Below are 20,734 nucleotides of genomic sequence, written 5' to 3'. Positions count from 1 at the left end.
CGCGGCGGGGTGCGTACTCTCACGGCCCGCCGGGCCCAGTTGGAGGTCCGAGGCGAGCCCCACCGCCGCGATCACGCGATCTGCCACGGCACCGTCACCGTACGGGCTGCCCTGGAGCGCCCCCGAGCACACGCGCGATCGCTCAGGTGCCCGGGCGCCGCCCGGCCCGGAGCGCGTCTCGCCGAGCGAGCAGCCACGCGCGCGCCTCGCCCTCTGCGTCAAAGAACTGCTGTGGATAGGGCTGGCTCGTGAGCATCTGCACGCCCTTCGCGATGAGCGTCGCGATCACGCGCAGCGAAAAGCTCGCTCCGATGATCGCGACCGCACCGATGCGCGCGCGCTGCACCCCGTCCGCCGCCACCTTGCGCGCCGGAGCCAGGATAGAGCCCATGCGACGCACGTCGGCGAGCAGCAGGACGTCGCGGCCGCCCTCCGACACGCGCTGTAGCACGGCGACGAGAGCGCGCGCTCGGTCTTCCGTGAGCTCGCCATGGATCTCCAGCCGCACGACGCCATCGGGCTCCTCACGAACATCGAGGCTCGCGTCCTCGGGGCCGAGATCGCTCATGCTCCGCATGCTAGCGCCTCTGCGGAGAAGAGATCCAAACGTTTCGGACACGTCAGGCCCCAGCTGCGCAACCTGCCCCGGATGGACGGAGCATTCTCCTGTGCGTTCCGACCCCCTCCTGGGAAAGGCACCTTGTATCAACAGCTGACCCGCACGTCGACGGGGCCGCCTTCACTCCGCGGCTCCGCCATCGCCCGGCGCTCTTCCCAGAAGGCCGGAGCCAGCGGTCGACACGAGGGGAGCCGCCGCTCGTGCCCGCGCGCCCTCACGTCCGTCCGGGCTCGGCTGGATGTCCGAAGCGAGCCCGACCGCCGCGGGGCCTGTTCGGCCCTTCATGGCGGATCCCCCATGCCCTCACGCGGCCGCGCTGGAGCGGCCCGCCCGGCGGGGCCGGATCCGCGCGAGGCCGCGCGGATCGGCTCTGCAGGACGACGCCTCGATGCGCTGCGGATCGAGGCCGAGCTCCCGCATCTTCTCCGCGTCCCAGGCCTCGATCGGATCGCGCCCGGCGATGTAGCTGCGTGATCGGTTGGCGAGCGGCGCGCGCAGGCTCATCACCTCCGGCGCCGACATGACGACGCACGCCTTGTAACGGGGCAGATCGCTCGTCATCAGCCGATTCCACACGTGGCGGCCCACGTTGTGGAGGCTCCCCAGCGCGCGGCTCAGGCGCTGGAAATGGTCGATCACCTCGGAGGGGTGCAGCCGAGGCGGGCGGTGGCAGAGGGTGTATCCATCGAGGTCCCGGCTGATCACCCCCGGAAGGAGCCGGCCCTCGGCCGCCACCTGCGCGAAGAAGGGCGTCTCCGGGTACGGGCAGACGATGCCCAGGAAGGTCGGGCAGTGATCGCCGAGATCATGCAGGTACTCGGGCACCCGCTCGAGGTAATCGTTGGTGTCCCCGTCCGCGCCCACGAGGAGCCCGAAGGAGAGGACGATCCCGCTCGCGAAGGCCCGCTGGATGACCTCCCGGACCTCGCTCAGCTTGTTCTGGCCCTTGTTCATCGAGCTGATCGACTCGGGGTTCAGCGACTCGAGCCCTGTGTAGACGTAGCGGCACCCTGCCCGCCCCATGAGGCGGACCAGCTCCGGGTCGCGCAGCACGTTGAACGTGAGCGCGCAGCCCCAGATCTTCTTGAGGGGCATCAGCGCCTCGCAGAGCTCGCGCAGGTAGCGGGGCGAGCCCCCCAGGTTGTTGTCGAGGAAGCTGAACACATTGTTGGTCACCCCCGGGATGCGCTGGTTGAAGATCATCCGGTCGCGGATGTCCCGGATCACGTGGTCGATGGGGCGATAGCGATACTGTTCGTGCCCGGTCAAAACGCAGAAATTGCAGGAGAAGGGGCACCCGCGCGACGCCTCGATGCCCGGCAGGCGGACGAGGTTGTTCCTGTAAACGACAAGGTCATAGCGGTAGGTGGGGATCTGCTCCGGGGGCACCGGCGGGAGCGCATAGGCGGGCTGGAGCTCGCCCCGCTGGAAGTCGGCGATCAGGGCCGGGAGGTTGGCCTCCGGGTCCTCCGCGACCACGGCGTCGAAGTACTGCAGCGCGTCCGCGCGGAAATGGCTCGCGTGCCGCCCGCCGGCCACCGTGGTCATGCCTTGCCGCCGGAACAGCGTGGAGAGGACCTTGGTGTGCTCGTAGTAGGCGTGCAGGTACGAGAAGAACACCAGGTCCCAGTGGCGGTCGAGCGGGATGTCCGTTTCCTTCTCGTTGTAGAGCTCGATCTCGGCGTCGGGCGGGCACAGGGCCGCGAGCAGCTCGGGCACGGACGATTGCATGATCGAGCGCTCCTTGCGGAGCAGTCGGCTCGGGTGCGTATAGGTCGAGATGATTGCGATGCGCATCGAGGACACTCCTGGTTCAGTTCAGGACGTATCACACCCTCGAGGCAAGGAGGACAGAGACGAGGAGGCGGGCAGGAGCGCCACAAATGCGCCCTACACTGGGCAGGGGTCAGCCCAGCGAGCACTCCACACGACATGAGGACACAAGAGGAACCTTGGTCGGCCCCCCGGATCCTCAGGCGCTAACCAGGCTCGTCCGGTCGCGCTCAGGGGCACGCCCCCCTCCGCCCCACCATCGGTCACCAACGTGGTCGTGAACGTGGTCGTGAACGGCAGGCCGTGAACGTGGTCGTGGTCGTGGTCGTCAACGGCAGGCCGTGAACGACCACGACCACGACCACGACCACGACCACGACCACGTAAACGTAAACGTAAACGTTCAGAGGCAGGAGAACGCGGCGCGAATCTTGGTTAACGCCCGGGCACGGGTCCCACCCCCGTCATGGTCGCGTAGACGAATCGCACGATTCAAATGTAATTAACATTACAATTGTCAGCAAGATCATCATCGAATCGAAACATCTCCTCGCGCAGCATCCCGGGCTCCGGGGGTCGGCCGGACTGGCCAGTTGCGATTTCATGGAGACGTGACATTCACAATGCGCGTTCCAGCGTAGCGTGAAAGTGGCCGCTGCTGTCTGCTCCGGCCATTCCTTGCAATCGCCTTCGAAGGCCAACAGGTGTCATCGTGCTAAAGTCATCCTTGTTCCCGCGCGTCCTCTCGCGCGCGGGGTATTCTCTTCTCCGGCGTGACCGCGTTCGATGGACGGCGGCCATGGCGCTCGCGACCGCCTCGGGCTGCGGCGGCTCGCCGGAGCCCGGTGAGCTCGGGACCGCCGAGCTCGCCGCCTCCCTCCCGAGCGGGCGCGTCGTCATCAGCCAGGTGTACGGCGGCGGGGGCAACGCCGGGGCCGTCTACACGCACGACTTCGTCGAGCTGTTCAATCGGTCGAACGAGCCGGTGTCGCTCGCGGGGTGGTCCATCCAGTACGCGAGCGCCAGCGGCACGGGCGCACTCGGGGCCACGACGACGCAGCTCACGGAGCTGCCCGCGATCACCCTGCAGCCCGGCCAGTACTTCCTCGTGCAGGAGGCCGGGGGCTCGGGCAGCGGCGCGCCGCTCCCCGCCGCCGACCTCGTCGATGCGACCCCCATCAACATGAGCGGCACGGCCGGCAAGGTCGCCCTCGTCCGGCAAACCACGGGCCTCGGCTGCAACGGCGGCACCGCGCCCTGCTCGGCGGCCCAGGAGGCGCTCATCGAGGATCTGGTCGGCTTCGGCGGGGCGAGCTACTTCGAGGGCGCCGCGCCGGCGCCGGCGACCGCCAACGCGACGGCGTCGCTCCGGCAGGGCGCTGGCTGCCAGGACACGGGCAGCAACGCCGACGACCTCTCGACCGGGACGCCTACCCCCCGCCACACCTCGACCGCCGCGCTCGAATGCGGCGGCGACACCGCGCCGGCGGTGACCTCGACGGCGCCCGGCGACGGCGCGACGAGCGCCGACCCGACCGCGAGCCTGAGCGTGACGTTCAGCGAGGCGGTGGCCGTCGCGGATGCCTTCGAGCTCTCCTGCGAGGGCAGCCCGCGCCCGTTCGTGGCCAGCGGCGGCCCCCTCACCTTCACGCTCACGCCGGCCGAGCCGCTCCCCCCGAGCGCCGCGTGCCTCCTCGTCGTGCGGGCGAGCGGCGTGCAGGAACAGGACCCGGGGAGCAACGACACGATCGACCCGCTGCCCGCCGACGTGTCGGTCTCGTTCACCACGGCGCAGGCGGCGCAGGCGCTCGCGATCCACGACATCCAGGGGCGCGCGCACCTCTCGCCGCGCTCGGGCGCGGTCGTGAAGACGACAGGCCTCGTGGCGACCCTGCGCAGCAACGGCTTCACCGTGGAGTCGCCGGCGCCGGACGGCGATCCGGCCACCTCCGAGGGGCTGCTCGTCTTCACCGGCGCCGCGCCCTCGGTGAGGATCGGCGACCTCGTCGAGCTCACCGGCGAGGTCACGGAGTACCGCGCCGGCTGCGCGGACCCGTGCACGCCCTCCCGCGGCAGCGCGTACCACAACCTGACGGTCACCGAGCTCGCCCGCCCGCAGATCACCGTCCTCTCGAGCGGCCATGCGCTGCCGGCCCCGGTCTCGATCGGCTTCGCCCCCGGCGCGCGCCGCCCCCCGACGCAGATCATCGAGGACGACGCCAGCGGCAGCGTCGAGGCCGCGAACGGCTTCGACCCCGAGTCCGACGGCATCGACTTCTGGGAGAGCCTCGAGGGAATGCGGGTGAGCATCAACGCCCCGGCCGTCGTGGGACCCACCCGCGAGTTCCCGAGCTCCGGGACCGCGGAGATCGCGCTGGTCCCGGGCGACCGCGACGCGACCACGGGCGACGCGGCCGGCCTGCGCAGCGCGCGCGGGGCCGTCGTCGTCAGCCCCGGCGACTTCAACCCGGAGCGGATCCTGCTCCAGGTGCCCCTGCGCGCCTCGCCGCCCGCCCTCGACGTGGGCGCCACGTTCGCCGGGCCCATCGTGGGCACGGTCGACTACAACTTCGCCAACTACAAGCTCCTGCCGGTCGACGAGGCGCTCCCGGCGGCGACCTCGACGCTCTCGCGCGAGGTCACGTCGCTCGGACCGCGGACCGCCGACGACCTCGACGTGGCCGCGTTCAACGTCGAGAACCTCGATCCGGGCGACCCGCAGGACAAGTTCGATCGCCTCGCGCGGATCCTCGTCGAGAACCTCGGCAGCCCCGACCTCGTCGCGCTCGAAGAGGTCCAGGACAACAGCGGCCCGACCAACAATGGAGTGGTGGACGCCTCGACCACGTTCGCGCGGCTCATCGCCGCGATCGCGGCCGTGCCGGGCGGGCCCAGCACCTATCAATTCCGCAGCATCGATCCGACCGACGGCACGGACGGCGGGGAGCCCGGCGGCAACATCCGCGTGGGCTTCCTGTTCCGGACCGACCGCGGGCTCGAGTTCGTCGATCGCCCGGGCGCCGGCGCCCTGACGCCGAACGAGGTGCTCGGCGGCGCGGGCGGCGTGTCGCTGCGCTACAGCCCCGGCCGCATCGACCCGGGCAATCCGGCCTTCGCCAGCAGCCGCAAGCCGCTGGCGGGCGAGTTCCGCTGGAACGGCCAGCCGCTGTTCGTGGTGGCCAACCACTGGAACTCCAAGGGCGGCGACGAGCCGCTCTACGGGCGCTTCCAGCCCCCGACCCTCTCGAGCGAGGCCCAGCGGCGGCAGCAGGCCACCGTGGTGGCCGGCTTCGTGCGGCAGATCCTCGACAGCGATCCTTCCGCCAACGTCGTTGTCCTGGGCGACCTGAACGACTTCCAGTTCTCGGCGCCGCTCGGCATCCTCAAGGACGCCGGGCTGACGACGCTCATCGAGACGCTCCCGCCGGAGGAGCGCTACACGTACGTGTACGACGGCAATGGCCAGTCGCTCGACCACGTGCTTGTCAGCGCCCACCTGGCCGGGCCGAAGCTCGTGGGCTTCGACGTCGTCCACGTCAATGCGGAGTTCGCCGACCAGGCCAGCGACCATGACCCCGGCGTCGCGCGCTTCCGCGTCGCGCCCGCGCCGGACCTGGATGGCGACGGCGTTCCCGACGCGAGCGACAACTGCCCGGCCGAGCCCAACGCCGCTCAAGGCGACTCGGACGGCGACGGCCTCGGCAACGCCTGCGACCTCGAGTGCGTCAGCGTTCGGCGCGGCGCGTTTGGCGCCGTGCAGGACTCCTTCGTCGAGGGCCCCACGACGGGCTGGGCGTACGGCGCGTATCCCTACCTCATCACCAGCGCGAGCGCGGTCCAGCCGGCGACGGCGGTCCTCGCCTACGATCTGTCGTTCATCCCGGAGGGCTCCAGCGTGACCTCGGCGACGCTGTCGCTGTCTTATGCCTGGAAGCCCGAGGGCAGCGTCGTGACCGTGCACCGCGTGAACGGCGCCTGGGAGGAATCGACGCTCCATGGGGGCGGGTTCAGCGGAACCAGCCCGGCGGTCGAGGCCTCCCTCACCACGCTGGCGCAGACCGACGCGTTCGTCACCGCCGATCTGACGTCCCTCGTGCAGGGCTGGGTCGACGGCGCGCAGCCGAACCACGGTGTCGCGCTGGTCGACGCGAACAACAGGACCGACTTCCGCGCGAGCGAGTATCCCGACGCCGCGCGCAGGCCGAGGCTCGACGTCTGTTATCACGCGGGCGAGTGATCCGCCGGATCGACAGCGCGTGTCCGCCCCATCGCTCTCGGTGACACCCCTCAGCCGCCGCGCCGCCGGCGGCGCCCGCGCCTGCGCAGGAAGTCGATGAACGCCGAGAGCTTGGGCGGCACGTGCGCCCGGCTCGGGTAGTAAAGGAAGTACCCCGGGAAGGGCGGGCAGAAGCCCTCGAGGACGCGCGCGAGGCGCTTGCCGCGGAGCTCGTCCTGCACCGTCGCCTCCAGGACGTAGGCGAGGCCGATGCCGTCGACCGCGGCGCGGACCATGAGATCGGGATCGTTGCACACGAGAGGACCGCTCACCGCGATGTCGAAGTCCTTCCCGTTCTCGGTGAACTCCCACCTGTAGACGTTCTGGCTCGTGATCTGCCGGTAGTTGATGCACGCGTGCGCGTGCAGCTCCCGCGGGTGCCTCGGCTTGCCGCGCGCGGAAAGATACGCCGGCGACCCCACGACGGCCATGCGCTGGTCCTCGCTGACGCGGACCGCGATCATCTCGCTGTCGAGCGTCTCGCCGAGGCGGATGCCCGCGTCGAACCCTCGCGCGACGATGTCCGCGAGCCCGTCCTCGATCGCCACGTCGACGCGGATCTCCGGGTAGGCCGCGACGAACGCCGCGAGCACCGGCTCGATCACCTGCCGGCACGCGATCCTCGGCACGTTCAGCCGCAGCGTCCCCGCGGGCCTTTCGCGCAGCTCGTCGAGCGCCTCGAACGAGGCGCGGACCTCCGCCAGCGCGGGCCGGAGCCGCTCGAGGAAGCGGGCGCCGGCCTCGGTCAGGCCCACGCTGCGCGTCGTGCGCTGGAGGAGCCGCACGCCGAGCCGCCGCTCGAGCCCGGTGATCGTCTGGCTCACCGCCGAGGGCGTCACGCGCAGCTCCGCCGCCGCCCGGGTGAAGCTCCGCTTCTCGGCCACGACGAGGAGCACCGACAGGCCCGCGAGGTCGTCCTGGATCATGAAGTGCAGCTTAACATCGCGTGCAGATTCACCCCGTTTTTGGGCGCAGCGCCGTGACGTAGGCTCCCCGTCGAAAGCAGAGGAGAGAGACCCATGAGCACTGCAAACAGCGGATCCAGGATCTGGTTCATCACCGGCGCGTCCTCGGGCTTCGGCCGCGCGATCGCCGAGGAGGCGCTCCGGCGCGGCGACTCGGTCGTGGCGGCGGCGCGCGGCGAGGGCGCGCTCGCGGGCCTCGCGGCGGAGGCGCCGGCGCGCGTCGAGGTCGTGAGGCTGGACGTCACGAAGCCGGACGACATCCGCCGCGGCGTCGCGGCGGCGCTCGCGCGCTTCGGCCGGATCGACGTGCTCGTGAACAACGCCGGCTACAGCCTTGTCGGCGCGGTCGAGGAGACCGGCGACGAGGAGCTCCGCGCCGCGATGGAGGCGATGTTCTTCGGCGCCGTGGCGCTCACCCGCGAGGTGCTGCCGCACATGCGCGGCCGCAAGAGCGGCGCGATCGTCCAGATCACGAGCATGGGCGGCCTCACGACGGGGCCCGGCTTCGGCGCCTACTGCGCCGCGAAGCACGCGCTCGAGGGGCTCTCGGAGTGCATGGCCGCCGAGCTCGCGCCGCTCGGCGTCCGCGTCCTCATCGTCGAGCCGGGCGCGTTCCGCACGCGCCTCTTCGGGGGCGCCTTCCGGTCGATGCCAGCGCTCGACGCCTACGCGCCCACCGTCGGCGCGACGCGCGCGTACGCGGCCGGGTCCGACGGATCGCAGCCGGGCGATCCAGCGAAGGCGGCTCGCGCGATCGTCGATGCGGTCGGGCTCGACCCGATGCCGCTCCGCCTGCCGCTCGGCGCCGACGCGGTGAGCGGCATCCGCGCGAAGCTCGCCAGCGTCGCGGCCGACGTCGACCGCACCGAGGCGATCGCGCTCGACACAACGGTGGACGCCGCGGCGGGCGGCGCGGAAACTTCCTAACCACCGCAATCCTCTCCGGCTCTCGGCGCTCGGTTGTTCGCGCAATGGCAAGGAGGCCGGCGCGTCACTTCGCGCCGGCGCGCCGCAGCACCTCGGCGCGCTCGGCGTCGGTCGGCTCGCGCTGGCAGTCCTTCCCGGCGCTCTGCAGGACATCGAGCTGGCGGACGAGATCCTGGGGATCCACGCTCAGGCATCCTTCCTCGAACTCGGAGCACTCGGCGACCGAGAGCGCGGTCCCCGCGACATAGCGGCAATCGGGATCCCCGGGGGGGTACCTCAGGAAGGAGGAGGCGTTCGTGAGGAGACACGCCGCGTCCGACGGCGTATTCGCCTTCTTGCAGCGCGCGGCGGCGATGCGCGCCATCCGGTCCAGCTCGGCCGCCGGATACATGGGGACCCGGGGGCGGGCGGGCTCGGCGCTCGCGGCGCCGGCGGTCCGCGGGCCCGCGGCGGGCTGCGGCGCTCCGGAGCACGCGCTCGCGAGGAGCGCGCACGCGCCGGCGAGGACGAGCAAGGACCCCCCAGGCCTCATGGAGCGACAAGTACCATACCCGCTTCATCGCCCGCAACGCAGCGAGGTTCCTCCAGCGCTCGCCGTCCCGCGGCCACGCGGGGGGCCATGACGGCGCGCCAGCCGGCGCGCGCGCGCGTGGATCGAGACGTCAGCAGACGGGGGCGGCGCGACGAGGTAGAACCAGGCGGAGTGAACAGGGAGAGAACCGTGGCCGCCGCGAAGTCCACCCGGAACGATGTACAGGGCGCCCTGGAGCTCGCGGTGTTCGCCGGGGGCCGCGTGACCCGGCACCCGCTGCCCGCCGAGGGCCGGGTGTCGCTCGGCCGGTCGCCGGAGAACGACGTCCCGATCGACGACAGCTCCGTCTCGCGCCGGCACGCGATCATCCACCTCGGCCCGCCCATCGCGATCGAGGACCTCGGGAGCGCGAACGGGACCCGCCTCCGCCGCGAGCGCAGCGCCGGGCCGACGACCAAGCTCCTGGAGCTCCAGCCAGAGCAGGGCAAGACGATGGAGCTCTCGGTCGGGGACGCGGTGAACCTCGGCTCGACGCTGATCGTGATCTTGCCGCGCGAGGGCGCCGCGAGCGCGGCGCCGGGCCAGGGGCAGGGCCAGCCCATCGTGCTCGACCCGGCCATGGAGCGGCTCTACGCGCTGGCCGAGCGCGTGGCCGGCGCGCCGATCACCGTGCTCTTGCTCGGCGAGACGGGCGCCGGCAAGGAGGTGCTGGCCGAGCACATCCACCGGCGCTCGCCGCGCGCGCAGGGGCCGTTCGTGCGGCTCAACTGCGCGGCGCTCTCGGAGACGCTCCTCGAGAGCGAGCTGTTCGGCCACGAGCGGGGCGCGTTCACGAGCGCGGTCCAGGCGAAGTCGGGCCTCCTGGAGACGGCCGAGAAGGGCACGGTGCTGCTCGACGAGGTGGGCGAGCTGCCGCCCAGCATCCAGGTGAAGCTCCTGCGCGTGCTCGAGGAGCGGAAGGTGATGCGCGTCGGGGGGCTGAGCCCGCGGCCCATCGACGTGCGCTTCATCTCGGCGACGAACCGCGATCTGGCCGCCGAGGTGAAGCGGGGCGCTTTCCGGGAGGATCTGTTCTTCCGGCTGAACGGCATCGCGCTGACGATCCCGCCGCTCCGGGCGCGGATCGCCGAGATCGCGCCGCTCGCTCGCCTGCTCGCCGATCGGACCGCGAGCGCGCTCGGGCGCCCGGCGCCGGCGTTCGCCCCCGAGACGCTCGCCGCGCTGGAGGCGCACCGCTGGCCTGGCAACATCCGCGAGCTGCGCAACGTCATCGAGCGCGCGGTCGTGCTCTCCGGCGGGGACACGCTGCTCCCGGAGCACCTCCTGCTCGACGCCGCCGCCGCGCTGCCGCCCTCCGAGCCGCGCCCCGCGGCGGCGCCCGTCGAGCCGCGCCCCGCGGCGGTGCCTGCCGAGGCCGCCACGCCACCCCCGGCCGAGGGCGCGGCCGGCCTTCGGAGCGAGCTCGACGCGATCGAGCGGCGGCGGATCGTCGACGCGCTGGAGCAGTGCGCGGGGAACCAGACGCAGGCCGCGGTGCTCCTCGGCATGCCCCGCCGCACCTTCGTGGCCCGGCTGAGCGCCTACGGCATCCCGCGGCCGCGCAAGGGCAAGGGCACGCGCTGACGCGCCCCGACGGCGCAGGGCCTCACTTCGCGCCGAGGAGCTTCAGCAGCTCTGCCCGCTCGGAGTCGGTGGGCTCGCGATTGCAGTCCTTGCCAGCGTCCTGCAGGGCTGCGATCTGGTGGTCGAGGTCCTTGGCATCCACGCTCTGGCAGCCCTCCTCGAAATCGGAGCACTCGGCGACGGACAGCGCGGTACCCGACACGTAACGGCAATCCGGATCCTCGGGCCGGTATTTGAGGAATGGTGTGGCCTCGGTGAGGAGGCACGTCGAGTCCGAGGGCGCATTTGCCTTCTTGCAGCGCGCGGACGCGACGCGAGCCACCCTCCGCAGCTCCTCCAGCGGATAGCGGCGGCTCCGGGGACCGGCAGGGCCCGCGGCGGCGGTGTCGTCGGCCGGGGCCGCCGGCTGAGCGACGGCCGCCCCCGGGGCACCGGCCCCCAGGCTCTCCGGCGTCGAGGGCGCGGGCGGCGAAGAGGAGGCGCACCCACAGGCGAGAAACGCAGCAACTGTGATGAGATGAATTCCCCCAACCTTCATAGGCGACACATATCACACCTTACCTCGCCCCTTCAATGCAGAGCTACCGCCGAGCGCCGATCTCGAAATTCAAACAACAATAAACATTTACAGCACGAACGCCCCCCTCGGACGACGAGGTGAGGCCCGCGCTCGGGACGGCTGTCGAGGACGCGCCGCGCTCGCGCAAGCGCCGCTCGCGCAGGTCTTGCTCAAGTCGGGCGAGGGTGACCCGACCTGCCGTGCCGGGGCGCGATAGCTCCTCGGATCCCGCCCGAATCCTCGTCTCCTCGCGGTGGCACGACGCCTGCTGAAAGGCCAATCGCCGCGCGCGGCGCCGCCATCTCGGCAGGAGAGCGCGCAGGCACACCTCGAAGGGAGCTCTATCATGATGCGTGCGCTGTTCGCTTCGTTGTCCTTCTCGTTGCTCGCTGGTTGCGCCATGACGCCCGCTGGAGAGTCGGCCGCAGAGGATCTCGCCCCGCCGGACGCGGTCGAGCAGTCGGCGGCCAGCGACGCTGTCGCCTTCTCCGGTTAATATTCCGAGGTTCCACACACGAGACGAGGAGTTCATCAAGCCATGAGCACTGTATCGAGCACGGGCGAGCTGGGTATCACGCGGGGAGACCTCTTGCCCAAGGGGACGGATGAGCCGAACAAACACCAGATCCCCATCGACTCGAAGCTCCGCTTCATCGAGACGAGCACCGGGACCGCGCTCCTGCACGTGGCCGTGACGGGCGTGACGCCCCCCGGCGGATTCACGGCGAAGACCGAGTACTGGTCGAGGCTCGCCGCCTTCAAGTCGAGGGCGATCACCCTCGTCTCGTTCGGGTTCACGAACCGCCCGGGAGCGCCGGATTACCCCAAGGAGTTCCGGGACTGGCTCGCCGGGGGCAGCGTCCTCTCGACGGACCAGGAGGTGTCGGGGCAGCAGTGGACTCAGGGCATCTACCAGCCGACCTCCGCGGCCAGCGCGCTCTACTGGGCCGTCGATCCGGACGGGCCGATCGGGCGCCGGATCGGCCTCCTCGTGGAGCTCGGCAGCTCCGGCGAGCTGCGCAACACGATCTGGTACAAGATGGATCGGCCCCAGAACGGCCTCATCTTCCAGAACACCCCGAGCAAGGTGAACTTCACGCAGGTGTTCGTGGGGGATACGCCGTCGATCGATCCGCGCCACATCGACCCTCAGAGCGCCTGGTACCACTACCATGGTGTGATGAGGCCCGCGTGAGCGGCCAGCGCGCTTGACGCCTCGCCCGGGGGCGCCGCCCCAGGCGCGCCCGGGCAGGCCTCCAGCGCCGGGCGGCCGAGCGCTGCGCCGCTCACCCCGGCGCCGGGCGCGCCAGCCGGAACCCGATCCCCCCGAAGCGATCCCCGGGCTTGCCCGCGAAGCGCCCCGCCGCCCGGCAGAGGTTCGGCGACGTCGACCACGCGCCGCCCCGCGCCGCGCGGAAATCCGCGTCGCCGTCGTCCGCCGGATCGAGCAGCACGACCCCCGCTTCGGTCCGGGCCCCCTCGCGCTTCCACGCGTTGATGCACCAGTCGCGCACGTTGCCCGCCGCGCCGCGCAGGCCATAAGGGCTCTCGTCCTGCGGGAAGTCGTCGACGGGCCGCCGGCCGGCGACGCCCTCGTGGCTGCCCAGCATGCAACCCCAGGTCGGCTCCAGGAAATCACCCCAGGGCATGCACCGGCCGTCGACGCCCCGCGCCGCCTTCTCCCATTCGAGCTCGTTCAAGAGGCGCCACGGCGCGCCCGTCCCGGCGGCGTACCACGCCGCATAACGCATCGCCGCTCGCCAGTGGACGAACGCGACGGGCATCCTCGGCTCCTCCTGGACGTCGGTCTGGATGCACCCGAGCCGGAAGCGGCCGTCGTCTGCCCGCTCGAACCGGAGCGAGTCCGGGCTCGATCCCGAGGCGGCGCGGCCGAGCGAGAGGCGCGGGCAGCACTCGAGGGCCTCGGCTTCCCGCCCGCTCGCGACGAGCGCGTTGAGGAAGGCGAGGTACTCGGCGTTGGTGACCGGGTGCCTCCGGACGATGAAGCCGTCGCACCAGAGCCGCGTCCGCGGGAGGCTGTCCCCCGCGTCCGGATCGCCGCCGGCGAGGAACCAGCCGGCCGGCACGTAGAGGTCGTCCTCGCCGAGCTCGCCGAGGCGAAGGAGGCGCACCGGGTGGGCCCCTTCCCCGCCTGGCCGGACGCCGTCCCAGCGCCGCCCGCGCTCGATGAGCACGGGATAACACGCGTCGTGGTACCCCGGCGCGCGCAGCGTGAGGAGGTAGCTGCCGCGCGGGAGCGCCACCTCGAGCAGGGGCGTCGGGCCGAGCTCGCGCGCGAGCTCGGGCACGAGCCTCCGGTCGCGCTCGACGTAGCGGTGGAGGGAGACCCGCGCCCCCGCGGGCACGGTCGCCAGGGTGAGCGCCCCGTCGCCGGCGAGCAGCACCGCGTGGCGCCCGCGGTCGTGCTGCCGGAGGAGCGCCTCGGCGCGCGCCGCCCCCCGCGGATCCCGCGCCTCCTCGGCCTGGGCGAGCTCCTCGGCGTAGTGATCGGCCAGCGCCTCGTGCGCCTCGCGGAGATCCGGCGCCTCGTTCAGCGCCGAGCGGAGGACCTGCATCCACTCGACCTGGCCGAGCGACGCCTCCCGCTCCAGGCGCTCCGCCTCGTCCTCGAGCCGCCACCCGCGCGCCTTCTGCTCGGCCGGATCGAACGAGCTCAGGCCGTCGAGGATCGCCCGCGCCTCGTCGCGCAGCGCCCGGGCGCGCGCCCGCGTCGCCTCGATCTCCGGCTGGATCGCGCGGGCATGGTCCACGATCGCGAGCGCGCGCTCGCGCCGCCGCGCGCCGTCGAGCCAGCTCCTGACGTCGGCCGCGAGCGCGGCCGCGTCCGGGTGGCGAGCCTCCGGGGCGAGCGCCATCGCGCGGGCGCAGATCGCCGCGAGCTCCGCGGGCACCTCGTGGGGGGCGCTCGCCTCGACCGGCCTGAGCCCGCCGGTGAGGAGCGCGCTCCAGACCGCCGCGGGCTGGCCGCCGTAAGGGTGGCGCCCGGCGAGGATCTCGTAGAGCACGACGCCGAGCGCGTAGACGTCGCTCGCCGCGCCGAGGCGATCGCCCTCGCCTCGCGCCTGCTCCGGGGCCATGTAGAGCAGCGTGCCCAGCACCTCGCCGGGCTGCGTGAGCGGGGCCGCCTCGATCACGTCCGCCGCGCCCGCGGCCCCGGGCGACCCGCGCAGCGGCGCGGCGGGCCGCGCGAGGCCCCAGTCCATCACCAGGACCTCGCCGAACTCGCCGATCATCACGTTGGCGGGCTTGAGGTCGCGGTGCATCACGCCGCGGCTGTGCGCGTACGCCACGGCCTCGCAGACGCGGAGGAACGTGTCGACCGCCCGCCGCAGCGCGACGGGCGAGAGGCTCCCGCCGCCGGCCGCGTACGCCTCGGCGATCACCTCGCCGAGCGTGCGCCCGCGGACCTCCTTCATCGTGAACCACAGCCGCCCGTCGGCGAGCTCGCCGCACTCGTGCACGGGAACGATCCCGGGGTGCTGGAGCGCCGCGGTCAGGCGCGCCTCGGCGAGGAAGCGGGCGCGATCGGGCGTCGCGTCGCGCGCCTCGGACGACTGGATCTTCATCGCGAGCACGCGCCCCAGGATGCGATCGCGCACGCGGCGCACCTCGCCCATGCCCCCGCGCCCGATGCAGCCGAGATCCTCGTAGCGCTCCTCCGCGGACAGGCGCTCGGGGGCCGTGACGGAGATGGGCGGCTGCTCGGGGGCCGTGGCGCCCGGGGTCTCGCGCAGCCTGAACGTGACGTCCGACGCCGCGCCGGCCGGCGGCGCGCTTCCAGGCTCGGTCGAGGCGGGCGCGCCGCATGCGGGCTGCGTCAGCGCCATCTGATCGCGGTCGCTGAGGCTCATGCGTCGTCCACTCCGCGGATCGCGCCGGGGCGCTGCTCCCCACGGCCGAGGTCCGCGCCGACTCTATCGTCCGGGCGCGCCGGGCTCAACCCGACAGGTGTTGAAAGACCCGATTTTCGCCCCCGTTGAGCCTATCCTCTCGCAAGCGATCGCTCTTCGCAAGACTGGTTCTTCGCGAACGTGGATCCACCTTGTCCGCCGCGCCGACCCGGACCCTGGCGCGGCGGCACCCAGGAGGACTCCATGAGCGACGTCACCATCCTCTTCGGAAGACCCCATGTCCCTCAGTTCGCCGAGGATCGCTTCGAGATCGACGTGCTGGCCGCCGAGGAGCTCGGCATCGAGTCCTACGCGATCCCGCTCGATCCCGTCGTGAACGGCGAGCCGGAGCGCGCGTTGCGCCGGCTGCCGAGGCCCCGGCGCCGGACGTGGCTCTACCGGGGATGGATGTTGAGCGAAGAAGAATACACGGGCCTGTACGAGGCCATGCAGGACCGCGGCGAGGAGCTCGTCGTCGATCCGGAGAGCTTCGCCGAGGCGATGTACATGCCCAGTTACGTCCCGCTGCTCGGCGACAAGACGGCGCCCACGCGGTGGACCGAGGGCGAAGACATCCGGGAAGCGTGGGAGGCGGCCCTCGAGCTCGGGCCGCCGCCGTGGGTGGTGAAGGACCACGTGAAATCGGTCAAGGAGCTCTGGCATCGTGCGTGTTTCGTGCCCGAGGGCGCCACGTACGACGATTTCGCCGAGGTGTGCGAGAAGATCCTGGAGCTCCGCGGGGACCGCTTCGAGCGGGGGTTCGTCGTGAGAAAGTACCTCGACCTCGCGACGCTGCCCGGCTGGGCGCCCGGCCAGCGCCGCGTGACCGACGAGCACCGCCTCGTGTTCTGGGAGGGGCGGCTGGCGGCGCATGCGCCGTATTACGACGTCGACTCGACGCTCGAGCATCCGGGGCAGTTCGCCTATCTCGGGCAGGTCATCGGCTCCCCGTTCTTCACGGCGGACGTGGCCCGGCTCGAGCGCGGCGGGTACACGGTGATCGAGATCAACGACGGCGGCTGTTCGGTCTTCCCCGAGCAGATGGATCCGCGCGACTTCTACGGGGCGGTGCTGGGTTGAGGCGCCGGGGGACATGCGCGCGTCGATAGGTCAGCTCGATGAGGATCGTCCCCGCGCGATCCGGAGGAGGGAGAGGAAGAAGAACGTGAGAAAGCCAAACAGCGCGCGCGTCTTGTCGCTCAGAGCCGCTGCCCCCGAGACGCGGAACGACAGGAGGAGGTGCGCCACGTCGATCGGCCGGAGCCGCGTCACCCCCTCGCCCACGACGCTCCCGTGCTCGTCATCCCCCTCCTGGATCCGGAAGGGGAGCGCGGCGCCCCTCCTCCACAGCCGCCACAAGGCGAAGGCGCCGAGCGGCCGGAACACCCGGGCGCCGCGCAGCGTGAACCGCCGGCCGTCGCCGCCGTCGAAGGGGAGCACGTAGCGTATCTCCCGCGCTGGGCCGGTCCCTGTGGCGACGAACAGATTCCAGACGCCTTCCCTGATCGGAGTCTCTCCCGTGGTCAGCCCCCCCACGAACAGCGTCCCCGTCACGAGCCCGGGATGCGCCGGATCGGCGATGAACCTGGCCAGATAGGAGATCGTGATGCGCAGGTGAAGGCGCACCGGGCGAGGCGCCGCGCGCCGGGCGTCCGCCGCCGACGGGGTGCTCTCCCAGGAGCCGGAGAGGCGCTCTCGGAACGTCAGACCAAGCCCCGGATGCCGCGGCGGCGCCGTCCCTCCGGCGGGTAGCGCGATGGCGGTCAGCGGATCCGCGTAGGGCGCGGCGTGCGCCCGCTCCGGCGGCGTCCAGCCCGGCTGCCCCGTGATCCGACGGATGATCCGCTCGATGTTCTGCTCGGCCACCGCGGCGATGGTGTGCGAGGGGTTCACGCCGGTCGCCGCCGGCAGGATCGCGCCGTCGAGAACGAAGAGGTTTGGATAGTTGAACACCTCACCAAGCCCGCTGGTGACGCCCTCCTCCTCGCTGTCGCCCATCCGGCACCCGCCGAGGCTGTGGACCGTGATCGGCAGGTGCGCGAACCGCCAGAAAGGCGAGACCGCATAAGCGCCCCCGAGCTGCGCCACGATGTCCTGGGCGAGCCGCTCTTCAACGCTGTAGAGCAGGAGATTCGACGGGACATCCCACCGGATCGACAGCTTTCTGCCCCGCACGAGCTCCAGCCGCCCGTTGGCGATGTCTCTCCCCATGACCAGGAATACCGCGGTGTTCCGCATCTCCTCCGGCGTGACCGCGGGCGGCTCCCGCTCCGAGGCCGCCCGCATGGTCTCGTCGAGCGCGGCGCCGGTCGGCGGCGCCGCCGCGGGCGAGAGGGGCCTGTCCAGCGCCGGCGCCGGCCAGGAGCGCCAGTCGATGTGCGGCCTCGCGAGCTTGATGATCGGCCAGAGCTGCCTCGGGAAGCCACCGTCTTCCACCAGGAACCACGCCTGGTCACGGCCGGGGCTGCCCGCGTAGACGACGCCCGCGGTGATGGGCGGCCCCCTCTCCGGCTCGAATGGTTCGGCGACATCGAAGCCGAGGGCGAGCAGATCCCCGTTGCCCGAGTACCCCGCGCCGAGCTGCGCGCTGAGCCGCGGCAGCGCGCCCGCCTCCTTGCAACGCAGGAGCAGCTCGGTCGAGCCGAGCGAGCCCGCGCAGACGAAGACGTGCTCGGCCTCCTCGAACAGCTCCTGTCCGCCGCGCCCGCGGTCGCGGTATGCGACGCGGTACCGTGGCCCCCCCGCGCCGGAGAGCGGCTCTATCAGCGTGACCTCGCACTCCGTGCGCATCGTCGCGCCGGCGCGCTCCGCGACCGCGAGATAGTTCATGTCCAGGGTGTTCTTCGCCCGATGGACGCAGCCGATGGTGCACTCGCCGCAGTCGACGCACCCGCCCTGCAACACCCCGAACTTGTTCGGGCGGAGCCCCGGCTCCTCGGAGAAGTTGATCGCCAGCGGCGGATAGAAGAGCTGCTCCTTGCGGCGCAGCCTGGCCAGCGCCTCGGACATCTGCCGCGTCTTCGGGGGCAGCCCCCCCGGCGAGCTGGTGATCGGCTGGATGTCCAGCATATAGGCGACCAGATCGTAATAAGCGTCGAGCGCCTCGCGGCTGTAGCCCTTGGGCCACCCGCGCGCGAAGACCTCCGCCGGCGCGCGCAGGTGCACGTTCGCATAGATCAGGGAGCCGCCACCGTAGCCCGCCGATTGCACGACGCGCATTTGATCGACAGGCCGGACGTCGTACAGCCCTCCCGTCTTGCTCCAGAGCAATTGGTCGAGTCGGCCTCTTGGAAACTCGGGGACTTCCTGGTCGTACCGGCGACCACGCTCGAGCACGGTCACCGCAAATCCGGCCTGCGCGAGACGACAGGCAGAGACGGCTCCACCAAACCCCGTCCCGATCACGATCGCTCGATGTCGTCCCATGGCTCCCCCCTGGTTCGATGCTGTTCCATGGCTCCCCCCTGACAGACGCGCTGTCGACCCATAGCCGCGGCCCCAATAGACGGGCCGCGATCGCCGGCACCGTCCAGAATCGAGCCTAGTGACCGCGGCGCCTCCCCGCCATCGGGGGTGGAGAACGGAGCCAAGCAACACGATGGAAAAATAACAACGATCTCCGGTTCTCCACAGGAGCCCATCTGGATCTCTGGACCGACAAACGTGCTGAATCCGCCCCGCAGGCTGTGCAGCGAGGGCGGCGCCTCGTGGAGAGCATCAGCAGGAGTTGATGTCGTTTGACCAATCGAGCCGCGACGGCGCTCGCGGACGGGGCCGCCGTTGCCACGGTCGGTGGAGGCCTGGTGCCCCTGGAGAGCAGCAATCCCCTTTGTGAGCGTGCTCCGCGTCGTATCTCTCGATGGGCGCCGGCGGGGCGCCGGCGGACTAACCGCGCAGCGCGGCCGTCGCCTGGGGCCGAAGCGCGGGGCGCGGGCGCTTGGCCATCTCGGCCTTTCTCGGCACGGACGGCCTCGCGTCGGCTCGCCAGGGCTGGAACCGCTCGTCCTTCCACATGACGAGGCCGCCCGACAGGGGCGCCTCGGGGCCCGCATCGTCCTCGGACCGCAGCCAGACGAGCGGGCGCGCCTCGAAGACGGGCTGCGTGCACGCGATGTCCTCGAACGCCGCGGACCAGGAGCCGGTGTTCCCGAAGAACACCCCGCCTTCCCAGCTCCCCTCCGGGTTGTGGGTGTGCCCGAAGATCACGGCCTTGGCGCCGTGCGCCCTGGCCACGGACCGCGCCGCCCGGTTCACGCCCTGCCAGACCGCGTCGAGCGTGGGCTTCGGCACGGCGCACTCGTACGCGACGAGGAGCGTCGGCGCGAGCAACGCCGCCGCCGCGAGCCCCCCCGGCATCCAGCACAGGCACGCGAGCGCCGCGAGGATCCCGACCGCCGCGAGCCCGAGGCGATCCAGCCAGAGCTCGCGCGCCACGCGGCCGAGGCAGTCCTCGGCCGGCCGCGCGAACAGCCGCGCGTGCTTGACCACCGCCGGGAAAGGCGCGCCCGTCTCGCGGGCGGCCGCGGCGAGGTCCGCGCGCCGGAGCGCCCGGCGGCTCGGGTCGCGCCGGCGCACGAGCTCGATCATCGTGCGCAGCGCGCCCACGCCGAACGCGAGCACGAGGGAGCGGCCAGAGAACAGGTAGTACCGCGTCCAGTGAGAGAGGTAGCCGAAGCCGGAGAGCATGAACGACGAGTCGACGTGCGGGTTGAAGTACCCCATGCGCGACACGAGCAGGCGGCTCACGAGCGAGCCCATCGTCGGCTGGATCTCCCCCGGGTTCCGGCCGAAAGGCGCCATCGGGTAGCGATAACAGCAGTACGAGTCGTACTGATTGCCGTGCTCGACGATGACGCCGTCGTGCGTGCGGTGGAACCAGGCGCGGAAGGCCACCCGCGCCGCGAGCGCCGCGCGGAGCTCCTCGGTCGATCCCGCCGGAAGGCCGCCGTCCCGGGTGGCGAGCTCGTGCATGGCCGCGTCCACGACGCTCCGCTGCACCGCCTCGCGCACCTCGGGCAGCGTGAGCTGGATGTCGTGGTTGCCCGCCACGAAGACCGCGGTATGCCCGTCCGCGACGATCCGGCCGACGGCCGCGACGAACACCGGGTGATCGCGCAGGATGGCCTCCATCGCCGGCACGGCGTGCTCGGCGGTGCGCGGCAGGTCGTGGACCACGCTCTCGTTGCCGATCACCCGGGGCGCATCCAGGTCGAAGATGTCGCCGTTCAGGACCAGCGTCAGCTCGTCGCGCTCCGCGCCGAGCCGCCCGGAGCCGCCCGCCCCCTTCCGGACCTCTCCCCGGAGCGCGTCGAGCATCGCCGCGATCTCCCCGTCCGGGGAGTACGGCGCCTGCCGATAGCGCATCCAGAGACCGTCGGTCGGCTCGAGCTCACATAGATGGATGTCTGAGATAGCCACCGTGTGATGCATTGGCGGGAAAACTGACATGAGCACGTCTCCACGCCAGCCACAGGACCGTCAAGACTTGGTGTCACCGGGCGTGGAGAGCGCCCTGCTGCAGTGCGCCCGGAGCGTGATCCAACGCGCAC

At 71.7% G+C, this 20,734-nt stretch carries 13 protein-coding genes; 5 read left to right on the top strand and 8 right to left on the bottom strand.

The window, feature by feature from the left end:
- Nucleotides 1-142: 142 nt before the first annotated feature.
- Together WMF22_RS03895 and WMF22_RS03890 are read right to left on the bottom strand one after the other, a co-directional pair.
- On the bottom strand, nt 143-568 hold the full coding sequence (locus tag WMF22_RS03895) for an STAS/SEC14 domain-containing protein (RefSeq protein WP_437297771.1): 426 nt from the start codon (nt 566-568) through the stop codon (nt 143-145).
- A 354-nt stretch (nt 569-922) separates the two neighbouring features.
- On the bottom strand, nt 923-2,416 hold the full coding sequence (locus WMF22_RS03890; RefSeq protein ID WP_437297770.1) for a B12-binding domain-containing radical SAM protein: 1,494 nt from the start codon (nt 2,414-2,416) through the stop codon (nt 923-925).
- Between the two features lie 775 nt (nt 2,417-3,191).
- On the opposite strand from WMF22_RS03890, the gene WMF22_RS03885 reads away from it, so the two are divergent.
- A complete protein-coding gene (locus tag WMF22_RS03885; RefSeq protein ID WP_438034877.1) occupies nt 3,192-6,629 on the top strand; it encodes a DNRLRE domain-containing protein in 3,438 nt (1,145 codons plus the stop codon).
- A 50-nt stretch (nt 6,630-6,679) separates the two neighbouring features.
- Here WMF22_RS03885 and WMF22_RS03880 read toward each other — a convergent pair whose 3' ends face one another.
- Nucleotides 6,680-7,594: a LysR family transcriptional regulator gene (locus WMF22_RS03880; protein ID WP_438034876.1), complete on the bottom strand. Its 915-nt coding sequence runs from the start codon at nt 7,592-7,594 to the stop codon at nt 6,680-6,682.
- A 93-nt stretch (nt 7,595-7,687) separates the two neighbouring features.
- Here WMF22_RS03880 and WMF22_RS03875 point away from each other — a divergent pair, with 93 nt between their 5' ends.
- Nucleotides 7,688-8,560, top strand: a complete 873-nt coding sequence (locus tag WMF22_RS03875; RefSeq protein ID WP_438034875.1) for an SDR family NAD(P)-dependent oxidoreductase — start codon at nt 7,688-7,690, stop codon at nt 8,558-8,560.
- A 64-nt stretch (nt 8,561-8,624) separates the two neighbouring features.
- Here the strand turns inward: WMF22_RS03875 and WMF22_RS03870 are convergent, their stop codons facing one another.
- Entirely contained in the window at nt 8,625-9,092 is a 468-nt protein-coding gene (locus tag WMF22_RS03870) for a hypothetical protein (protein ID WP_437297766.1), read from the bottom strand.
- A gap of 171 nt (nt 9,093-9,263) precedes the next feature.
- Between WMF22_RS03870 and WMF22_RS03865 the strand changes: the two genes are divergently transcribed.
- Nucleotides 9,264-10,715 (top strand): sigma 54-interacting transcriptional regulator, encoded by a 1,452-nt coding sequence (locus tag WMF22_RS03865; protein ID WP_438034874.1) that lies wholly within the window; start codon nt 9,264-9,266, stop codon nt 10,713-10,715.
- Between the two features lie 22 nt (nt 10,716-10,737).
- Here WMF22_RS03865 and WMF22_RS03860 read toward each other — a convergent pair whose 3' ends face one another.
- Nucleotides 10,738-11,037, bottom strand: a complete 300-nt coding sequence (locus WMF22_RS03860; RefSeq protein ID WP_437297764.1) for a hypothetical protein — start codon at nt 11,035-11,037, stop codon at nt 10,738-10,740.
- A 775-nt stretch (nt 11,038-11,812) separates the two neighbouring features.
- Between WMF22_RS03860 and WMF22_RS03855 the strand changes: the two genes are divergently transcribed.
- Complete coding sequence (locus WMF22_RS03855) at nt 11,813-12,469, top strand: hypothetical protein (protein ID WP_437297763.1); 657 nt, start codon at nt 11,813-11,815, stop codon at nt 12,467-12,469.
- A gap of 91 nt (nt 12,470-12,560) precedes the next feature.
- Here the strand turns inward: WMF22_RS03855 and WMF22_RS03850 are convergent, their stop codons facing one another.
- Nucleotides 12,561-15,146 (bottom strand): SUMF1/EgtB/PvdO family nonheme iron enzyme, encoded by a 2,586-nt coding sequence (locus WMF22_RS03850; protein ID WP_438034873.1) that lies wholly within the window; start codon nt 15,144-15,146, stop codon nt 12,561-12,563.
- Between the two features lie 243 nt (nt 15,147-15,389).
- Between WMF22_RS03850 and WMF22_RS03845 the strand changes: the two genes are divergently transcribed.
- The gene (locus WMF22_RS03845; RefSeq protein WP_437297761.1) at nt 15,390-16,265 is read left to right on the top strand and encodes an ATP-grasp domain-containing protein; all 876 of its coding nucleotides are present in this window, start codon (nt 15,390-15,392) and stop codon (nt 16,263-16,265) included.
- A gap of 30 nt (nt 16,266-16,295) precedes the next feature.
- Here the strand turns inward: WMF22_RS03845 and WMF22_RS03840 are convergent, their stop codons facing one another.
- Entirely contained in the window at nt 16,296-18,611 is a 2,316-nt protein-coding gene (locus WMF22_RS03840; protein ID WP_438034872.1) for an FAD-dependent oxidoreductase, read from the bottom strand.
- Nucleotides 18,612-19,070: 459 nt separating this feature from the next.
- A complete protein-coding gene (locus tag WMF22_RS03835; RefSeq protein WP_438034871.1) occupies nt 19,071-20,603 on the bottom strand; it encodes a hypothetical protein in 1,533 nt (510 codons plus the stop codon).
- Nucleotides 20,604-20,734 lie beyond the last annotated feature (131 nt).

This window comes from Sorangium sp. So ce204 (assembly GCF_051526795.1).
GTDB classification, from domain to species: domain Bacteria; phylum Myxococcota_A; class Polyangia; order Polyangiales; family Polyangiaceae; genus Sorangium; species Sorangium cellulosum_B.
This window is presented reverse-complemented; position numbering and strand designations above follow the sequence as displayed.